Source organism: Aquabacterium sp. (assembly GCF_036279675.1).
In the GTDB taxonomy this organism is placed as follows: domain Bacteria; phylum Pseudomonadota; class Gammaproteobacteria; order Burkholderiales; family Burkholderiaceae_C; genus Aquabacterium.
This window is the reverse complement of the sequence record NZ_DASUIS010000056.1, coordinates 20,718-36,107: the sequence shown is the minus strand read 5'-3', so window position 1 is coordinate 36,107 and position 15,390 is coordinate 20,718. Positions and strand designations below refer to the sequence as shown.

At 63.6% G+C, this 15,390-nt stretch carries 19 protein-coding genes; 6 read left to right on the top strand and 13 right to left on the bottom strand.

Annotated elements, in window-relative coordinates; translation table 11 throughout:
• Positions 1-4 precede the first annotated feature (4 nt).
• From VFW93_RS06770 to VFW93_RS06760, 3 genes are all read right to left on the bottom strand, one after another.
• Positions 5-1,549 (bottom strand): hypothetical protein, encoded by a 1,545-nt coding sequence (locus tag VFW93_RS06770; RefSeq protein WP_329693227.1) that lies wholly within the window; start codon positions 1,547-1,549, stop codon positions 5-7.
• A gap of 82 nt (positions 1,550-1,631) precedes the next feature.
• Positions 1,632-1,898: a PAAR domain-containing protein gene (locus VFW93_RS06765; protein WP_290674716.1), complete on the bottom strand. Its 267-nt coding sequence runs from the start codon at positions 1,896-1,898 to the stop codon at positions 1,632-1,634.
• A gap of 156 nt (positions 1,899-2,054) precedes the next feature.
• The gene (locus tag VFW93_RS06760) at positions 2,055-2,825 is read right to left on the bottom strand and encodes a M15 family metallopeptidase (RefSeq protein WP_329693226.1); all 771 of its coding nucleotides are present in this window, start codon (positions 2,823-2,825) and stop codon (positions 2,055-2,057) included.
• Between the two features lie 110 nt (positions 2,826-2,935).
• On the opposite strand from VFW93_RS06760, the gene VFW93_RS06755 reads away from it, so the two are divergent.
• The 5 genes from VFW93_RS06755 (at position 2,936) to VFW93_RS06735 (ending at position 7,079) form a co-directional block, all read left to right on the top strand.
• The gene (locus tag VFW93_RS06755) at positions 2,936-3,958 is read left to right on the top strand and encodes a hypothetical protein (protein WP_329693225.1); all 1,023 of its coding nucleotides are present in this window, start codon (positions 2,936-2,938) and stop codon (positions 3,956-3,958) included.
• 121 nt (positions 3,959-4,079) lie between these two features.
• Complete coding sequence (gene folE / locus VFW93_RS06750) at positions 4,080-4,838, top strand: GTP cyclohydrolase I (protein ID WP_329693224.1); 759 nt, start codon at positions 4,080-4,082, stop codon at positions 4,836-4,838.
• Between the two features lie 5 nt (positions 4,839-4,843).
• Complete coding sequence (locus VFW93_RS06745) at positions 4,844-5,272, top strand: BLUF domain-containing protein (protein WP_329693223.1); 429 nt, start codon at positions 4,844-4,846, stop codon at positions 5,270-5,272.
• On the top strand, positions 5,266-6,219 hold the full coding sequence (locus VFW93_RS06740) for a DUF429 domain-containing protein (protein WP_329693222.1): 954 nt from the start codon (positions 5,266-5,268) through the stop codon (positions 6,217-6,219). Before VFW93_RS06745 ends, VFW93_RS06740 begins: the two co-directional genes overlap by 7 nt.
• Positions 6,216-7,079 (top strand): D-hexose-6-phosphate mutarotase, encoded by an 864-nt coding sequence (locus VFW93_RS06735; RefSeq protein ID WP_329693221.1) that lies wholly within the window; start codon positions 6,216-6,218, stop codon positions 7,077-7,079. Before VFW93_RS06740 ends, VFW93_RS06735 begins: the two co-directional genes overlap by 4 nt.
• A gap of 47 nt (positions 7,080-7,126) precedes the next feature.
• Here VFW93_RS06735 and VFW93_RS06730 read toward each other — a convergent pair whose 3' ends face one another.
• Genes VFW93_RS06730 through VFW93_RS06710 form a run of 5 tightly spaced genes read right to left on the bottom strand, consistent with a single transcriptional unit; the run spans position 7,127 to position 11,455 of the window.
• Positions 7,127-7,765: an SCO family protein gene (locus VFW93_RS06730; RefSeq protein ID WP_329693220.1), complete on the bottom strand. Its 639-nt coding sequence runs from the start codon at positions 7,763-7,765 to the stop codon at positions 7,127-7,129.
• A 13-nt stretch (positions 7,766-7,778) separates the two neighbouring features.
• Positions 7,779-8,711 carry a heme o synthase gene (cyoE, locus tag VFW93_RS06725; RefSeq protein WP_329693219.1) on the bottom strand — a complete coding sequence of 311 codons (933 nt, stop codon included), beginning with the start codon at positions 8,709-8,711 and terminating at the stop codon, positions 7,779-7,781.
• 27 nt (positions 8,712-8,738) lie between these two features.
• On the bottom strand, positions 8,739-9,983 hold the full coding sequence (locus VFW93_RS06720; RefSeq protein ID WP_329693218.1) for a COX15/CtaA family protein: 1,245 nt from the start codon (positions 9,981-9,983) through the stop codon (positions 8,739-8,741).
• 19 nt (positions 9,984-10,002) lie between these two features.
• Positions 10,003-10,683 (bottom strand): hypothetical protein, encoded by a 681-nt coding sequence (locus VFW93_RS06715; RefSeq protein WP_329693217.1) that lies wholly within the window; start codon positions 10,681-10,683, stop codon positions 10,003-10,005.
• Positions 10,670-11,455 carry an SURF1 family protein gene (locus VFW93_RS06710; protein WP_329693216.1) on the bottom strand — a complete coding sequence of 262 codons (786 nt, stop codon included), beginning with the start codon at positions 11,453-11,455 and terminating at the stop codon, positions 10,670-10,672. The genes VFW93_RS06715 and VFW93_RS06710 overlap by 14 nt, the downstream gene beginning before the upstream one ends.
• A 42-nt stretch (positions 11,456-11,497) precedes the next feature.
• On the opposite strand from VFW93_RS06710, the gene VFW93_RS06705 reads away from it, so the two are divergent.
• On the top strand, positions 11,498-11,716 hold the full coding sequence (locus VFW93_RS06705; protein ID WP_329693215.1) for a DUF2909 domain-containing protein: 219 nt from the start codon (positions 11,498-11,500) through the stop codon (positions 11,714-11,716).
• Between the two features lie 87 nt (positions 11,717-11,803).
• Here VFW93_RS06705 and VFW93_RS06700 read toward each other — a convergent pair whose 3' ends face one another.
• The 5 genes from VFW93_RS06700 to ctaD are packed head-to-tail and all read right to left on the bottom strand — an operon-like array spanning position 11,804 to position 15,381.
• Positions 11,804-12,688 (bottom strand): cytochrome c oxidase subunit 3, encoded by an 885-nt coding sequence (locus VFW93_RS06700; protein ID WP_329693214.1) that lies wholly within the window; start codon positions 12,686-12,688, stop codon positions 11,804-11,806.
• A 25-nt stretch (positions 12,689-12,713) separates the two neighbouring features.
• The gene (locus tag VFW93_RS06695) at positions 12,714-12,944 is read right to left on the bottom strand and encodes a DUF2970 domain-containing protein (RefSeq protein ID WP_329693213.1); all 231 of its coding nucleotides are present in this window, start codon (positions 12,942-12,944) and stop codon (positions 12,714-12,716) included.
• 10 nt (positions 12,945-12,954) lie between these two features.
• Positions 12,955-13,569 (bottom strand): cytochrome c oxidase assembly protein, encoded by a 615-nt coding sequence (locus VFW93_RS06690; protein ID WP_414639610.1) that lies wholly within the window; start codon positions 13,567-13,569, stop codon positions 12,955-12,957.
• A 23-nt stretch (positions 13,570-13,592) separates the two neighbouring features.
• Positions 13,593-13,718 (bottom strand): cytochrome oxidase small assembly protein, encoded by a 126-nt coding sequence (locus tag VFW93_RS06685; RefSeq protein WP_329693211.1) that lies wholly within the window; start codon positions 13,716-13,718, stop codon positions 13,593-13,595.
• Between the two features lie 28 nt (positions 13,719-13,746).
• Positions 13,747-15,381 carry a cytochrome c oxidase subunit I gene (ctaD, locus tag VFW93_RS06680; protein WP_329693210.1) on the bottom strand — a complete coding sequence of 545 codons (1,635 nt, stop codon included), beginning with the start codon at positions 15,379-15,381 and terminating at the stop codon, positions 13,747-13,749.
• Positions 15,382-15,390 lie beyond the last annotated feature (9 nt).

The window sequence follows — 15,390 nt, the reverse complement described above, 5'->3', positions numbered from 1 at the left end:
TCGATCAGGCCGCGACAGGCTCGGCACGCCAAGGCGCCAGAGCCACCACGACCCGATCATGAGAAGACTGCACGTGTGTGGCCACGGCCACCTGATCAGGCCGATCGCCTGTGCGCAAGGCGGTGCAGGCCAGCGCCGAAGGCACCAATGCCCGCGCCACACCCAGATCGCCACAGGATTCACCCACGCGGGTCACGGCCAGCATGGGGTCCACGCCCGGCATCACGTCCTGCAGGGCTTCGAATAATTCGGCGGTGCGACTGGCGCGGTGGTCGCCATCGGACACCACCAGCAAGCGATCCTTGTCCGCCTGATTCAAGGACAAGGCATGCTGCAAGGCCGCGCCCAGCACGGTGGCGCCCACGCGCCCTGCTGCATCGGCGGATTTGTCGCGTGCGACACGCACTGGACGCCACATGCGCACAGGCGGCTCGGCGCGCTCGGCCAGATCGGGCCAGTGCTCGTTGGCCAGAAGAAGGCCGGCTGCGGCCTCTCCGGGCACCTTGCCCGTTTGATGAGAGGACGTGAACAACTCGCCCACCGCCTGCATGCGCTCGACGCGCGCCTCATTGACGGCGCTGTCCACAGCCAGGACCAGCCACAACTCGGGGCGCGGCTCGCGCGTCCACTGCACCATCTGGCGATCCAGCTCATCCCAAAGGTCTTCAGGCCGTTCTACCGTGTCAACCAGCCAGCGCACACCTTTGGCACCGGTGGCCTCGGCCCAGTCCAGCAGGCTGCCGCACTGGCTGCGCACCCATTCCACCGCCGCCGCGCGCTCGTGGTCGGCCCAACTGGTGGGCAGAAGCAGCCGCACGGTCAGGTGCGGGGCCAGAGCGGCCTTCGCCTGCAACTGGGCCTTGTTGACGGGCATCGCCACGCCAGACAAATGCGACTTCATGTCACCGACCTGGGCTGATCGCCCCTGCTGATCCGTATCAGCCACATGCCCCCCTGCAGGCACCAGCTCGCTCACGGCACTCAGCATGTGGTGCAAAGGGGCTTCCAGCAAGGCCAGACCGCGCAGCACGGCATCGGGCAATTCGACGCCATCCTGCGCCAGTTCGGCATGCGCATCCAGCCAGTCGCGCACATCCAGATCGGCCACGCGCGAGGTGAAGATGGGCAAGCCATCCACGTCCTGCAACTCGCTGTCCAGCTCGGGCCGGATCGCCCGCGACTGCAAGCCACTCCATGCCGCCGATGCATCGGTTCCTGCAGACAGCGTCACGGCTTCGGCCAGCACCCATGCCGACAACTGCCGCTGCGCGTCATCGGTCACGGCTTGCGTCGGCGCAGCAGGCACCGTTGCAGCAGCCAGCTTGGGCGGCGTCACCAGCGGAGCCGATGCCTGCTCGCGCAAACGCGTGGCGCCCCACAGGACCAGCAGGAAAAAGCCTGTCAGCGCCAACGGCAACACGAACAGTTGCCAGACGATCTCGGTGGTGCTGGCCTGATGGCCGCTGGATTGCCAATGCCAGATCGTGAACAGCCAGACGACAACGGTGATCGCCAGCCACAAAGCGCCTGCTTTCAATACCTTGGTCATGCCCTGACTGCCTGCTTGATGACCGAGTCGATGTTCGACCCCGACCTGTTTTTTTCTTTATGAAGAGCGCACCCGATGTGACTCAGATGCCCGTGGAGACCGCCTGTGCCGCAATCAGGGTGGCACCACATGCACACTTGTCACCATGCCGCGCAGCGGGCTTTCCATCGATGATCATCGTGGGATCGCCCGAGACGATGACGGTCGTGCCGTGACTGCGTTTGGGGCAAGTCACCTGGTCGCCTACACGGGCGATGCGCTTGCCTTGGGTGTCCGTCGTGCCCGAGGCTTCGATGACCGTGCCACCATGATCGGTGGTGTCACCCAATACGATGAATGGACGGCCCATGGCGTCTGCTTCCCTGTTTGTGATGTGTTGGTGTCAGCCGGATTGCGCCGCTGCGGGGCGAGTCTAAAGGCTGCACACACCCGAGAGCCCCCCCGCAGGAGGGGTAACGCCGTTACCAACTGTGTCAAATGCGCGCAGTGGTTACGTGCCCGGATATCACTGCACCTTTGCCCCGGCAGCAGCGGCCTTGATCGCCTCTTTGGCACCTGGTTTTCGCCACTCCACATGGCCCAGATCCATCATCTGCCAACGGCCACCCCAGGTCAGGCCCATTTGCTCGGCCACCTGTCCATACAACTGGTAGCCACGCATGGCCCAGGGGTCCTTCTCCGAGATCACCAACTTGCCGTCCCTGTAGAAGGCCAGGTCCACTGCCAGGCCGTACTGGTGATAGCTCTGCCAGGCGCCCGCCATGGTCACGTTGCTGCCCTTGGCCGCCAGCATGGCCTGCCGCTCGGGGCTGCGGTAGCCCTCCAGCAGCGCCATCTCGTAGCCATGCTCGTCCTTCATGATCTTGAAGACCATCAGCACCCGTTGAACAAACTCGGGATCCATCAGATCCCAGCGGCGATCGGCACTCGACAACATCGGCCGAACGCTTTCAACCTCGACGGTCGTGAAGACATCCGGCGGCAAAGGCGGAGGCGGCACCAGTTGTTCACCCGCCAGCAGATGCGCCACCTGTTGATTGCCCGGATCAATGCGATCGTCGAAGCCTTCCAGCGTACGTGGCCCCTTGAGCCCAAGCGCCAGCACCAAAGCCACAGGCATCAACAGCAGCACAACCGAACCCAGGGCCCAAGTCCAGCGCGAAGACCACGGCGGCGCGCTACGCCACAAGCGCTCACGCCATTGAGGAAAAACCAGCAAGGCCAGCATCACGCAGCCCAGCAGGAAGAACAACCAGACCCACCCTGTTCGCATCATTTTTTGTAACGATTATTTGCAACCCCGTTGCAGCCCCATATCGCGTTGGGCCGCCCGTCCTTAGAATGCCCCGATTCGCTGAAGAACCGACAAGAACAAGGGAGCCCGGCTTGAGCCAGAACCACGGTGGACGACTCGTCCGCCAATCCACCTCAGACAAACCCGGCCGACCAAGCCTGGATCGTCCCAGCCTGTTCGCCGGCATGGACAACGAGGACAGCACCTTTGGCGGCGATACGCAGCGCGTGCGCATTCTATCGACGCTGGAGTCCACACGCCGCCCCGCCCGCCGCAAGAAGCCCATGACGATCCACGGGGTCACCAGGCCGAAGCGCAGCAACTGGCAGACCAAAGCGCTGATCGGCCTGATGGGCGTTGGCGTGCTGACCCTGCTGGCCAGTTTCGTGATGGTGATCGTGGATGGCCACAGCGGTCCGGCCCGGACAGAGCAACCTGGCAACAAGCCCTCCGCGAACGCAGAGGGCATCAAACGCACCAGTGGCCTGACGCCCAAAGTAAAGGCTGACACCAGCAATCCGCTGGCCGCGCTGATCGCACCACCTCAACACCCGGCCATGGCGCCCGCGCCACAACAGGCTGCCGTGATCGAGAACGTGATCAACACACCACCTGCCATGCCTCCCACCGATACCAAGGTGGCCGCCGTCAATCCAGCGCAGGCGCCCGGCACGATGCAACCAGGCTCGGCTGCCATCAAGCCAGTTGACATGAGCCGACAGACGACCTCTGTGGCCACGGCCGCCCCGACAGCGGCGACACCGAAACTGGCTGCAGCCACCCCAACGCCCCTTCCGGCCGCCAAGGCCCAGCCACAGGCGCCGGCACATGACGCGGCGACCACGGCCTCCACCTCCGGCGCGGGCAACCTCGACACCAAGCTCAGCATGCCACCGCCAGCCAGACGCACACCGGCCAGCAAGAGCAAGGATGAAGACGTCGCACTGCTGGAAGCCATGTTCGCCCACACCCGCCCCCGGCCTGCGCCTGCCACCCTGTCCGTGGCGGAGGAACTCAAACAGCGCTGCGGCAGCCTGAGTGGCGCCGAAGCAGCCACCTGCCGCGCCCGGGTTTGCGTGCAAAACCCCACCGCGGCCGCCTGCCATCAGGACTGAAACCCCTTCTGTCCCCCCTTTGTTCACGTCATTTGACGCGCGTCCTTCCCGGACAGCCAGCAAGGTTGTCCAGCCCTTGATAGCATCGGGGCTCAGCCATTCCCCAGTCATTGGACGCGCCATGACCACTCCCTCGCTCCGAGCCATCGACACCAGCAAGTCCGACCCTGCCCCTCAGCAGGACGGCGGCGCTGACGACGGCACGCCGATTTCCGTCAAGATTCGCGAGCGCATCAAGGCCTCGCAAAAGCGCTTCCACGCCAACGACAACATCGCCGAATTCATCGAACCCGGCGAACTCGACAAGCTGCTCGACGAGGTGCAAGGCAAGATGAGCGAGGTGCTCTCCAGCCTGGTGATCGACACCGACAGTGACCACAACACCCAGGACACGGCCCGTCGCGTGGCCAAGATGTACCTCAACGAGATCTTCCGCGGCCGCTATCACGAGGCGCCCGCCGTCACGGAATTTCCCAATGCGGAAAGGCTCAACGAGTTGATGATCGTGGGCCCCATCACCGTGCGCAGCGCCTGCTCGCACCACCTGTGCCCCATCATCGGCCGGGTCTGGATCGGCGTGATGCCCAACGAGCACTCCAACCTGATCGGCCTGTCCAAGTACGCCCGCCTGATCGACTGGATCATGAGCCGCCCGCAAATCCAGGAGGAAGCCGTCACCCAGGTGGCCGACATCCTGCAGTCGCGCATGAACCCCGACGGCCTGGCCGTGGTCATGGAAGCCGATCACTTCTGCATGCACTGGCGTGGCGTGAAGGACATGGACTCCAAGATGATCAACAGCGTGATGCGCGGCTCCTTCCTGAAGGACCCCAATCTGCGGCGAGAATTCCTTTCTCTGGTCAACCACAAGAAAGGCTGAACCTCATGTTGGTTCGTCTGCTGTACGCCAGCCGTGCGTCGGAAACGCTCACGGCGGAAGTCATCGACCACATCCTGGCCGCCTCCCGCAAGGGCAACCCGGCGCTGGGCGTCACCGGCCTGCTGTGCTACAGCGGTGACATCTTCATGCAGGTGCTCGAAGGTGGCCGCGATGCCGTCAGCCAGCTCTACAACAACATCAGCCAGGACCCGCGCCATCGGGATGTGGTGCTGTTGCAGTACGAAGAGATCACCGAACGGCGCTTTGCCGGCTGGACCATGGGCCAGGTCAACCTGGCGCGCGTGAACCCGTCGATCCTGCTGAAGTACTCCGAGCGCCCGGTGCTGGATCCGTATGCGGTCTCCGGCAAGGTCTCCATGGCCCTGCTGGAAGAACTGATCGCCACGGCGTCCATTGTTTCCCGGCCTTGCTGAGCGCGCCCGCCACGCTGCTGGGCCTCGATTTCAGCTGCGCGCCCAGCAAACGCAAGCCCCTGACGCTCGCCTGGGGGCGCCGCGCTGGCCAGGTGGTTCGCCTGGATCGCGTGGATGAGCTGCCCACGCTGGCCGAGCTCGAAGCGCTGATCTCCAGCGATGGCGCCAAAGCCAGGCCCGAGCTGGCCCATGGCTTCGTGATGGGCTGCGACTTCCCCTTTGGCCTGCCCTCGCCCTTCGTGGATGCCCTGCGCGTTCATGGCCCCGGCGAGCTGCCCGCGCTGCTGCGCGACCTGGGCGAAGCCCACCATCCTGCCCTTACACGCCAATGCTTCGCTGCAGATCGCCTGATCCAGGCGCTGCATCAGCACTGCGGCGACCGCGCCGGCTTCCAGCAGCTCATCGACCACTGGGGCCAGACCTGGCAACCAGATCGCCCCGAGGGCAGCAAGCTGCTGCATCGCACCACGGACAAGGCCGTGCCTGGCCTCTCCAGCACCAGCCCGCTACAGACCCGCTACGTGCCGGTGGGCAAGATGTACTTTGAAGGCATGGCCAGGCTGGTGAAAGCCGACCTGACCCTGCCCGGCCTGCGCCAGGGTCGCCCTGAAGCCATGGCGTTCGAGGCCTATCCCGGCTTGCTGGCTGGCGAATTGCTGGGCAAACGCAGCTACAAAAGCGAGACCGACGCCACCCAGGAACGCCTGATCGCCCGCATGGACCTGGTGGATGCACTGGAGCAAGGTCGCACGCGCCTGGGCCTGCGGCTCAAGCTCAGCCCGGCGCAACGCGATCAACTGGTGGCCGATCACAAGGGTGACAGGCTCGATGCCGTGCTGTGCCTGATGCAGGCTGGCTGGGCACATCACCAGCACGAACAGGGATCCCCCACCTGGGGCCTGCCGCCCGGCATTCACCCCATCGAAGGGTGGATACTCACGGCATGAGCGAAGAACTGATTTTCCCGATGACCGAGGTGCTCGGCCAACCCGCCGTGCGCATCCAATCACCCGATGGTGCCCAGGCTACCGTGCTGCTGCATGGCGGCCATGTCGTGTCCTGGATTCCGGCTGGCGGCAAGGAACAGCTGTATCTGTCACCCAAGGCGGTGGCCGGCCCGGGCCAGGCCGTACGCGGTGGCGTGCCGGTGATCTTTCCCCAGTTCGAACAACGCGGACCTGACTTCAGCCTGCCCCGTCATGGTCTGGTACGCACCCGTCCCTGGGCCGTGGACAGCAGCGGCCAAGGCAAGGACCACGCCCAGCTGACCCTGGCCATTGACGACAGTGCCGAGACACGGGCCATCTGGCCGCACAGCTTCACGCTGGAGTTGACGGTCTCCATCAGTGGCCAGCGACTGGACCTGGAGCTGTACGCCCATAACCCGGGCAAGACGTCCTGGCCGTTCGCTGCGGCCCTGCACACCTATCTGGCGGTGTCCGACGTCACACAGGTGCGCCTGCAAGGCCTGGAGGGCCGACGCTATCTGGACAGCATCGTGGGCGGCGAAGCCACGGAAGACCATCCGGAAAAGCGCTTCCACGGCGAAATCGACCGCATCTACGCAGAGGCCGGCGCCCTGCTCCTGCGCGATGGCCCGCGTCGGCTGGACATCGAGTCCGACAACCTGCCAGATGTGGTCCTGTGGAATCCCGGCCCAGACAAATGCGCCGCCCTCAAGGACATGCCCGAAGATGGCTGGCTGAACATGCTGTGCATCGAAGCCGCGCGCATCTTCGAGCCCATCACCCTGGGCCCGGACGAGAGCTGGAGCGGCCGCCAGAGCTTCACCCTGACGGCAGCCTGAGCCTCGGGTTTCGCACGGGCCAGTCATCGGCCCGTGTGGATGCCGACTCAGCGCTTGCTTGAGGCCAGCAGCTGCTTGATGTCGGCGGTCAGGTCTTCCACCTTGGAGCCATAGCGCGCAAACAGGCGCACCTGCCCGTCGGTATCGAAGATGAAGGCACCCGCGGTGTGGTCCATGGTGTAGCCCCCGCTCTTGGTCGGCACCTTCTGGTAGAAGACCTTGAACTCGGAGGCCACGGCTTCGGTTTCGGCCAGCGAGCCACGCAGGCCCACAAAGCTCGGGTCCATGCCCTGCAGATAGGCCTTGAGCACATCGGCCGTGTCACGCTCGGGGTCCACCGTCACGAACACACCTTGCAGGCGATCGCCATCCGGCCCCAGGCGCTTGCGCACTTCGGCCAGCTCCGCCATGGTCGTGGGGCACACGTCCGGGCATTGCGTGAAGCCGAAGAACACGAACACCACCTTGCCCTTGAAGTCGCTCAACTGGCGCGGCTTGCCGTCGAAGTCGGTCAGGGCCAGCTTGCGAGCATAGGCGGCACCGGTGATGTCCACCGCGTTGAACTTGAGTGCGGGGGCCTTGGGGTCGGCAGAGGTGCCTGCCTTGTCGCAAGCGGCCAGGGACACGGCCGCGGCCAGCCCCGCCAGCAACATCGCCCGGCGGGTGAAAGAAAACAGTTTGCTCATCGCTTGTGGATCGTCAGATCGTCCAGTAATGGTCGACCAGCAAGGCGGCAAACAGCAGCATCAGGTAGATGATGGAGAAGCGGAAGGTCTTGCGGGCCAGTGCATCACTGTAACGCCGCCAGAGGGCAAAGGCGTATCCCAGGAAGATCACACCCAGCAGCAAGGCCGACCACAGGTAGATCCAGTTGCTCATGCCGTAGATGAAGGGCAACACGCTGCCGGCCAGCAGGATCAGGGTGTAGAGCAGGACATGCAGGCGGGTGAAGGCGTTGCCGTGGGTGACCGGCAGCATGGGCAGACCGGCTCGGGCGTAATCCTCCACACGGTAGAGCGCCAGGGCCCAGAAGTGCGGTGGTGTCCACAGGAAGATGATCAGGCACAGCATCAGGGCTTCAGGCTCGACCGCACCCCGCATGGCGGCCCAACCCAGCACGGGCGGCATCGCACCGGATGCGCCACCGATCACGATGTTCTGCGGTGTCAGCGGCTTGAGCACCACGGTGTAGATCACGGCATAGCCCACGAAGGTGCCCAGTGTCAGCCACATGGTCAGCGCGTTGACCCACACCGCCAGGATCACCATGCCGATGCCGCACAGCACCGCACTGAAGGTCAAGGTCTGCCAACGGGTGAGTTCGCCACGCGCCGTGGGCCGCCAGGAGGTGCGCTTCATGCGCGCATCGATGCCCTGCTCAATCAGGCAATTGAATGCCGCCGCAGCCCCCGCTACCAACCAGATGCCGATGCAGGCGGCCAGCGCCGTCAAGGCTTCGGATCTTGTCGGCACACCCGGCACCGCCAGCAGCATGCCGATGACCGCACAGAACACGATCAACTGGACCACGCGCGGCTTGGTCAGCACGTAGAACTGGCGGAAGGTCGAGGGCGGCGCCGATGCGGCGGGCAGCACGACGTTGTCGGCAGATGAAGCGATGGCGTCAGACATGCATGTCCCCTGGTGTCTGGAGAACCACTATGAGGCCGAGGCCTGCGGTTCGCCAGCGTGAAGTCCCTGATGTGGCGGTTCCGACAAAACGTTGTACGCATCGCCATGCACGGCAGCATGGCTGGCCACAGGCAGTGCAGTGCAAGTCAACACACGAACCAGGCGCCAGACCATCAATGCCGCACCGAGGGTGTGCACGAGTGCCGCCACCAGCGGCCAGCCAAGCACCACATTGCTCAGCCCCGTCACCACTTGCAGCCCGGTCAGCCACCACAAAGCCTGACCGTCACGACGCCAGGGCGTGGATGCATCTGCCGTGCCATCGCCATCGCGCCAGCGACGCAATGCCCCGCCGTAAACCAGCAAGGCCAGCACCACGAGCACGGCCATCAGGCGATGCGTCACATGAATGGCCGTCAGTGCCGACAAGGTGATGAATGCACCCTGCCCGTCGCCACCCAAGGGGCGCAGCAGATGAAAGGCCGTCTTAAAGTCCATCTCCGGCCACCATTGCCCCTGGCACATCGGCACTTCCGTGCAGGCCAGCACCGCGTAATTCGTGCTGACCCACGCTCCCAGCGCGATCTGGACCGCCAACAAGGCCAGCACCAGCCATCCAAGCTTGCGCACAGGCGATGCGGCCCAGGCCTGACGAAGCCTCACCGGCATGCCCGCCATGTCGAGCACGCGCACCTGCGCGGTCAACAGCCCCACGCCGAGCATGGCGCCAATCAGATGGCCGGTCACGATGATGGGTTGCAGCTTGAGCGTGACCGTCAACGCGCCAAAGGCCCCTTGCGCGCACACCCACACCATGGTCGCCGTGGCCCACCAGGGCGACAAGGCCCCGGCACGGCGACGCAAAGCCCAGGCCGCCACCATCAGCGCCGTGATCAAGGCCCCCACGCCGGTGGCCAGATAGCGGTGCACCATCTCGATCCAGGCCTTGCTGTGCGACACGGGCCCGGAAGGCAAGGCGGCATGTGCGTCGCTGATCTGCGCGTGGGCAGCGAAGGGGTTGGTCTCGCCATAACACCCGGGCCAGTCCGGGCAACCCAGGCCGGAGTCCGTCAAACGCGTGAAAGCGCCAAACACGACCAGATCAATCGTCAGGAACAGCGTGAGCACGGTCAACACCCGCTGCCATGCCGGCCAGCCGCGCAAGCCCTGACGGCGCGCGCGCCAGGCCACCACGCTGACGGGCAGCAGGGCGATGAGCGCCCCCATGAGCGCGACTTCCAGCGCGGGGTCCAGATTGATCAGGTTGAGCATGCTGCGCCCTGGTTTGATCTCAACGACCGGGATCGTCCCAGGACTCGTTGGCCTTCATCAGCCGGGCCAGATCCTTCTTGACGCGAGAGGGATCGGCATCAGCCGGAAAACGCATCATCCAGTCGCCACGGGGGTCAACCAGATAAAGGTGAGCGGCCATCGACTGGCCCGCCTCTGGCGCCAGCCAACGTTGAATCTGGCTGGCATCCGTGCGCAATACCCAGGCATTCTTGAGCCCTTCCAGCAGGCCCGATCGCACCGGCGTCTGATCAGGAATCAACCAGACGCGGTCCAGCCGGTCCTTGTCCTTGCCCAGGGTCTCGCGCAACTGCCGCTGCAGATACAACTGATGCTCGCACTGGTGATCGCACGCGCCACCAGCCACGGCGACGAGCAACCACTGCCCTTTTAGCGCGTCTGCCTTGACAGGGCGGCCTTCCAGATCCCTCAGCGGTAAGTCCGCATCGGCGGGTAAAGGCTTGGGCGGCATGATCAAGGTGCCATAGTTGACCCGCCCTTGCGGCTTGATCACGTAGTAGGTCAGGTACGACGCCACCACGGGTGCCGCACACACGGCCCACACCAACAGCATCTTCAAGCGCCCGGCGCGCGTGCGTTGCTGCGGCTCATTGGCAGCCTTGGGCAGGCTGTGCACGCTCAACTGAATGGGCGCGGCCTGTGCGGTATCAGGATGGGACATGGGCACGTGCTCGACGAGGTCGGATGATCTGGAACCAGACGGTGAGCCCGATGGTCAGCGCCGACAGCGCGAACCACTGAGCCGCATAAGCGAGGTGCTTGTCCTGCCCCAGCCCCGGCTCGGGCCAGTTCCGGCGCATGACGTCGCCTTGTTCAATTTGGGCATCAGCTTGCACCTGAAGCACGGCGCCAGCCACAGGGACTTGCCCCAGCCAGTTGCGCCAGAACGCCACATCGGCGTTCTGCCTGAGAAGCGGGCCAGGTGCACTCGCCAATGCGGACTCGCTGCCCAGCTGAAATGTTCTGGACAGGCCATGCACCACACGCCCGACCACGCGCACCCTGGTGGCGCTCAGCGGCACATCAGGCAGCCGCGTGCGGTCACGGAGATCGCGGGGCAGCCAGCCTCGCTCGACCAGCACGATGCGACGGCGGCAGGCCCCCTCGCCACCATCCAGCAACAAAGGCGTCACCACGACGAAGCCGCTCATGCCATCCATGGGCCGGTTATCCAGGAAAACCGTGCGGTTCGCAAGCCATTGGCCTTCGAGCACAACGGGCTTGTAGACAGGCAATCGCGACACGTCCAACGCAGGATCACAAGGCCAGTCGGCATTGCGCCACGGGGCCTGACTGCCCTGTTGCTGCATGAGCGCATGGGCCCGCCGCTTTTCATCGGCCCGGTCAAGCTGCCAGACACCCAGCCTGGCGGTCAACACGGCACACAACAATGCCGCCAGCCAGACGACCACGCGACGCTGCACTGGGGTCATTGCTCACCTCCCAGTGCGCGGCGACACCCATAATCCGTGTTCATGAAAATCGTGTTCGCATTTGCATTGCTGGCCATTGTGATGGCATTGGCCTTCGCAGGCCGCGCCTTGTTGCAGGATGGCCGTGACGGGAAACCCAAGTCCAACCGCATGGTGCATGCGCTGGCTTTGCGTGTGGGCTTGTCGATCGCGCTGTTTCTCTTCATCCTGCTGAGCTACAAGATGGGCTGGATTCGCCCGACGGGCGTCCCGCTGAAGTAGCGCCCAATGAAAAGCGCCCGACCGGGTGATCAGGCGCCTTGGTTCGAGGGTCATGGGCAGCACGCCTAGCAGGCGTGCCCCGATGCATCAGGTCCAGTACACGATCACGTACAGACCCAGCCAGACCACATCCACAAAGTGCCAGTACCAGGCTGCGCCCTCGAAGCCGAAGTGCCTGTCAGGCGTGAAGTGCCCACGCATCAGACGCAGGGTAATGAACAGCAACATCAGCATGCCCACAAACACATGCATGCCGTGAAAGCCCGTGAGCATGAAGAAGGTCGAGCCATAGATGCCTGACGACAGCTTCAGGTTCAGGTGGTGATAAGCCTCGTAGTACTCGAAAGCCTGCAAGCCGATGAAGGTGGCACCCAGCAACACGGTCAGCCACATGAAGCCGATCGTCTTGCCGCGCTGGTTCTCGCGCAAGGCATGGTGGGCAATGGTCAGCGTGACGCCCGAGGTCAGCAGCAGCGCCGTGTTGATGGTGGGAATCGGCCAGGGACCCATGGTCTTGAAGGGCTCTACCGTGCCTGCCGGTGAGCCGGTTACACCAGCCATCTCGGACGGCCAGATCGCCTTGAAGTCAGGCCACAGCAGCGCATTCTCGATGTCGCCCAGGTTGGGCAACACGTGCAACCTCGCCCAGTACAGGGCGCCGAAGAACGAGCCAAAGAACATCACCTCCGAGAAGATGAACCAGGCCATGCTCCACCTGAATGACACGTCGATGCGGTCACTGTAGAGCCCGCTCTCGCTCTCCGCGATGGCATCGCCAAACCACTGCTTGAGCACCACGGCCCACCACATGAAGCCACCCAGCACCGAGTACGGCGCCCACTCGACGCCGTTGACCCACTGCCCCGCACCCAACACCACAAAGAACAGCCCCACGGCCGCCATCATCGGGTGCCGCGAAGGCCCTGGTACGAAGTAGTAAGGGGCCTGCCCCTTGTTCACTGCAGTGGACATCTGTGTGCTCCTCAAGAAACAACATTCACTGGGCCACTCCGCTCGCGACGATGAATCGCACCAGAAAGACCAGCCCCACAACAAAAATCACAGCCGCCAGCACCCCTGCCACGATCACATGGACCGGGTTGATCTTGGCCACGTCCTGCGCATAGTCCTTGGACTTGCGCACACCAAAGAACGACCACGCCACCGCCTTGAGCGTCTGGGCAAAAGAGCCCTTGCGCTGCGCGGCCTCGCGCAATTCATCCGTCATACCGAACTCATCAGACAGAACCCTTGGGCGCCATGGGCACCTTGCCCCCCACTTCAAAGAAGGTGTAGGACAAGGTGATCGTGCGTACGTCCTTGGGCAACTTGGGATCGATCACGAACACAACCGGCCAGCGCTTGCTCTCGCCGGGTTTGAGCGTGTGCTCACTGAAGCAGAAACACTCCAGTTTGTTGAAATGCGAGGTCGCCTGCTTGGGCGCGTAACTCGGAATCGCCTGCGCTGCCATGGTGCGGTTCTGCATGTTGCGGAACTCGTACATGACCGTGGTGACCTCGCCCGGGTGCACGCGAACCGATCGCGTCTCGGGCTTGAAATCCCAGGGGCCGCGTGCATTGGCATCGAACTCGATGGTGACCGTGCGACTGAGGTCGACCTGCGTATTGACCTTGGCCGAGGCCAGCGCACCTGGCACCTGCTGCTCGGTCAGTGATAGCACGTTGATCCCCAGTGCGGCACAGATGTGCTTGTACATGGGCACCATCGCATAACCAAAGCCGAACATCAGCCCGACGATCACCACCAGCTTGCCAACCATTTCCAGATTCGCGCGGCGCAACCAGCTTTGCTTGCGGCCAGCTTCAGCGAGGTGATGGGGGTCCGCAATGATCACGACGGGTCAACCTTCTTGATTCAATGATGCGAGAACATCACGATCTTCGCGACAAAGCCGACGAAGAACGTGACGGCCACGGAAGCCAGTATCAGCGCCAGTTTCAGATTGCGCTGACGTGCGCTGGCAACAAGCTGTTCACTCATCACGACACTCCTCTTTGTCAGCAGGCCATCAACCGATCACACGGGTGGCGGATTCATCCAGCTTGGGCGGGTTCTCGTAGGTGTGGAAGGGCGCGGGCGATGGCACCTCCCATTCCAGCCCCTCGGCACCGTCCCAAGGCTTCGCTGATGCTGGCTCACCCTTGCCACGCATGGCAGGGATCATGACCACGAAAATGAAGTAGACCTGCGCAAACCCGAAGAGGAATCCACCGACAGAGGCAATGGCATTGAAATCGGCAAACTGCATCGGGTAGTCTGCATAGCGACGTGGCATGCCAGCCAGACCCAGGAAGTGCATCGGGAAGAAGGTGATGTTGAAGGCAATCAAGGACCACCAGAAGTGCAGCTTGCCCTTCCACTCCGGCACCATCACGCCCGTCCACTTCGGGGCCCAGTAGTAGAAGCCGGCAAACAACGCAAACAGCGAGCCGGCCACCAGCACGTAGTGGAAATGCGCCACGACGTAGTAGGTGTCCTGGATCTGGATGTCAATCGGCGCGACCGAGCAGATCAACCCGGTGAAGCCGCCCATCGTGAACACGAAGATGAAACCTACGGCCCACAGCATCGGGCTCTCGAAAGTCATCGACCCGCGCCACATGGTGGCCACCCAGTTGAAGACCTTCACGCCAGTGGGCACCGAGATCAGCATGGTGGCGTACATGAAGAACAGCTGCCCCGTCACCGGCATGCCAGTGGCGAACATGTGGTGAGCCCACACGATGAAGCTCAGGATGGCGATCGAGGCCGTGGCATAGACCATCGAGGTGTAGCCGAACAACTTCTTGCGTGCAAAGGCCGGCACGATCTGACTGATGATGCCAAACGCCGGCAGGATCATGATGTAGACCTCGGGGTGACCGAAGAACCAGAAGATGTGCTGGTACATCACCGGGTCACCGCCACCAGCCGGATTGAAGAAGCTGGTGCCGAAGTGGCGGTCAGTCAGCGTCATCGTGATGGCGCCAGCCAGCACGGGCATCACGGCGATCAGCAGGTAGGCGGTGATCAGCCAGGTCCAGGCGAACATCGGCATCTTCATCAGCGTCATGCCGGGCGCGCGCATGTTGAGGATGGTCACGATGATGTTGATCGAGCCCATGATGGAGCTGGCACCCATGATGTGCATGGCGAAGATGCCGGCGTCCATCGAGGGGCCCATCTGCAGGGTCAGCGGCGCGTACAGCGTCCAGCCGGCGGCAGGCGCACCACCGGGCAGGAAGAAAGAACCGACCAGCAGCAGCGAAGCAGGGATCAACAGCCAGAAACTGAAGTTGTTCATCCGCGCAAAGGCCATGTCGGAAGCGCCGATCTGCAGCGGAATCATCCAGTTGGCCATGCCCACGAAGGCCGGCATGATGGCGCCGAACACCATGATGATGCCGTGCATGGTGGTGAACTGATTGAACAGTTCAGGGTTCATGATCTGCAGGCCGGGCTGGAACAACTCGGCACGGATGCCCAGCGCCAGCACGCCCCCGATCATCAGCATGGTCAACGAGAACAGAAGGTACAGGGTACCGATGTCCTTGTGGTTGGTGGCATAGACCCAGCGCCGCCAGCCGTGGGGATGCCCATGGTCATCGTGACCGTGCGCATCGTGATGCCCGTGGCCGCCGTGGTCAAGAACTGTGCTGCTCATGTGGTGTCC

Coding starts and splice junctions, on each gene's coding strand:
- VFW93_RS06770 (WP_329693227.1), bottom strand. CDS start 1,549: ATGACCAAGGTATTGAAAGCAGGCGCTTTGTGGCTGGCGATCACCGTT.
- VFW93_RS06765 (WP_290674716.1), bottom strand. CDS start 1,898: ATGGGCCGTCCATTCATCGTATTGGGTGACACCACCGATCATGGTGGC.
- VFW93_RS06760 (WP_329693226.1), bottom strand. CDS start 2,825: ATGATGCGAACAGGGTGGGTCTGGTTGTTCTTCCTGCTGGGCTGCGTG.
- folE (WP_329693224.1), top strand. CDS start 4,080: ATGACCACTCCCTCGCTCCGAGCCATCGACACCAGCAAGTCCGACCCT.
- VFW93_RS06745 (WP_329693223.1), top strand. CDS start 4,844: ATGTTGGTTCGTCTGCTGTACGCCAGCCGTGCGTCGGAAACGCTCACG.
- VFW93_RS06735 (WP_329693221.1), top strand. CDS start 6,216: ATGAGCGAAGAACTGATTTTCCCGATGACCGAGGTGCTCGGCCAACCC.
- VFW93_RS06730 (WP_329693220.1), bottom strand. CDS start 7,765: ATGAGCAAACTGTTTTCTTTCACCCGCCGGGCGATGTTGCTGGCGGGG.
- cyoE (WP_329693219.1), bottom strand. CDS start 8,711: ATGTCTGACGCCATCGCTTCATCTGCCGACAACGTCGTGCTGCCCGCC.
- VFW93_RS06720 (WP_329693218.1), bottom strand. CDS start 9,983: ATGCTCAACCTGATCAATCTGGACCCCGCGCTGGAAGTCGCGCTCATG.
- VFW93_RS06715 (WP_329693217.1), bottom strand. CDS start 10,683: ATGTCCCATCCTGATACCGCACAGGCCGCGCCCATTCAGTTGAGCGTG.
- VFW93_RS06710 (WP_329693216.1), bottom strand. CDS start 11,455: ATGACCCCAGTGCAGCGTCGCGTGGTCGTCTGGCTGGCGGCATTGTTG.
- VFW93_RS06705 (WP_329693215.1), top strand. CDS start 11,498: ATGAAAATCGTGTTCGCATTTGCATTGCTGGCCATTGTGATGGCATTG.
- VFW93_RS06700 (WP_329693214.1), bottom strand. CDS start 12,688: ATGTCCACTGCAGTGAACAAGGGGCAGGCCCCTTACTACTTCGTACCA.
- VFW93_RS06695 (WP_329693213.1), bottom strand. CDS start 12,944: ATGACGGATGAATTGCGCGAGGCCGCGCAGCGCAAGGGCTCTTTTGCC.
- VFW93_RS06685 (WP_329693211.1), bottom strand. CDS start 13,718: ATGAGTGAACAGCTTGTTGCCAGCGCACGTCAGCGCAATCTGAAACTG.
- ctaD (WP_329693210.1), bottom strand. CDS start 15,381: ATGAGCAGCACAGTTCTTGACCACGGCGGCCACGGGCATCACGATGCG.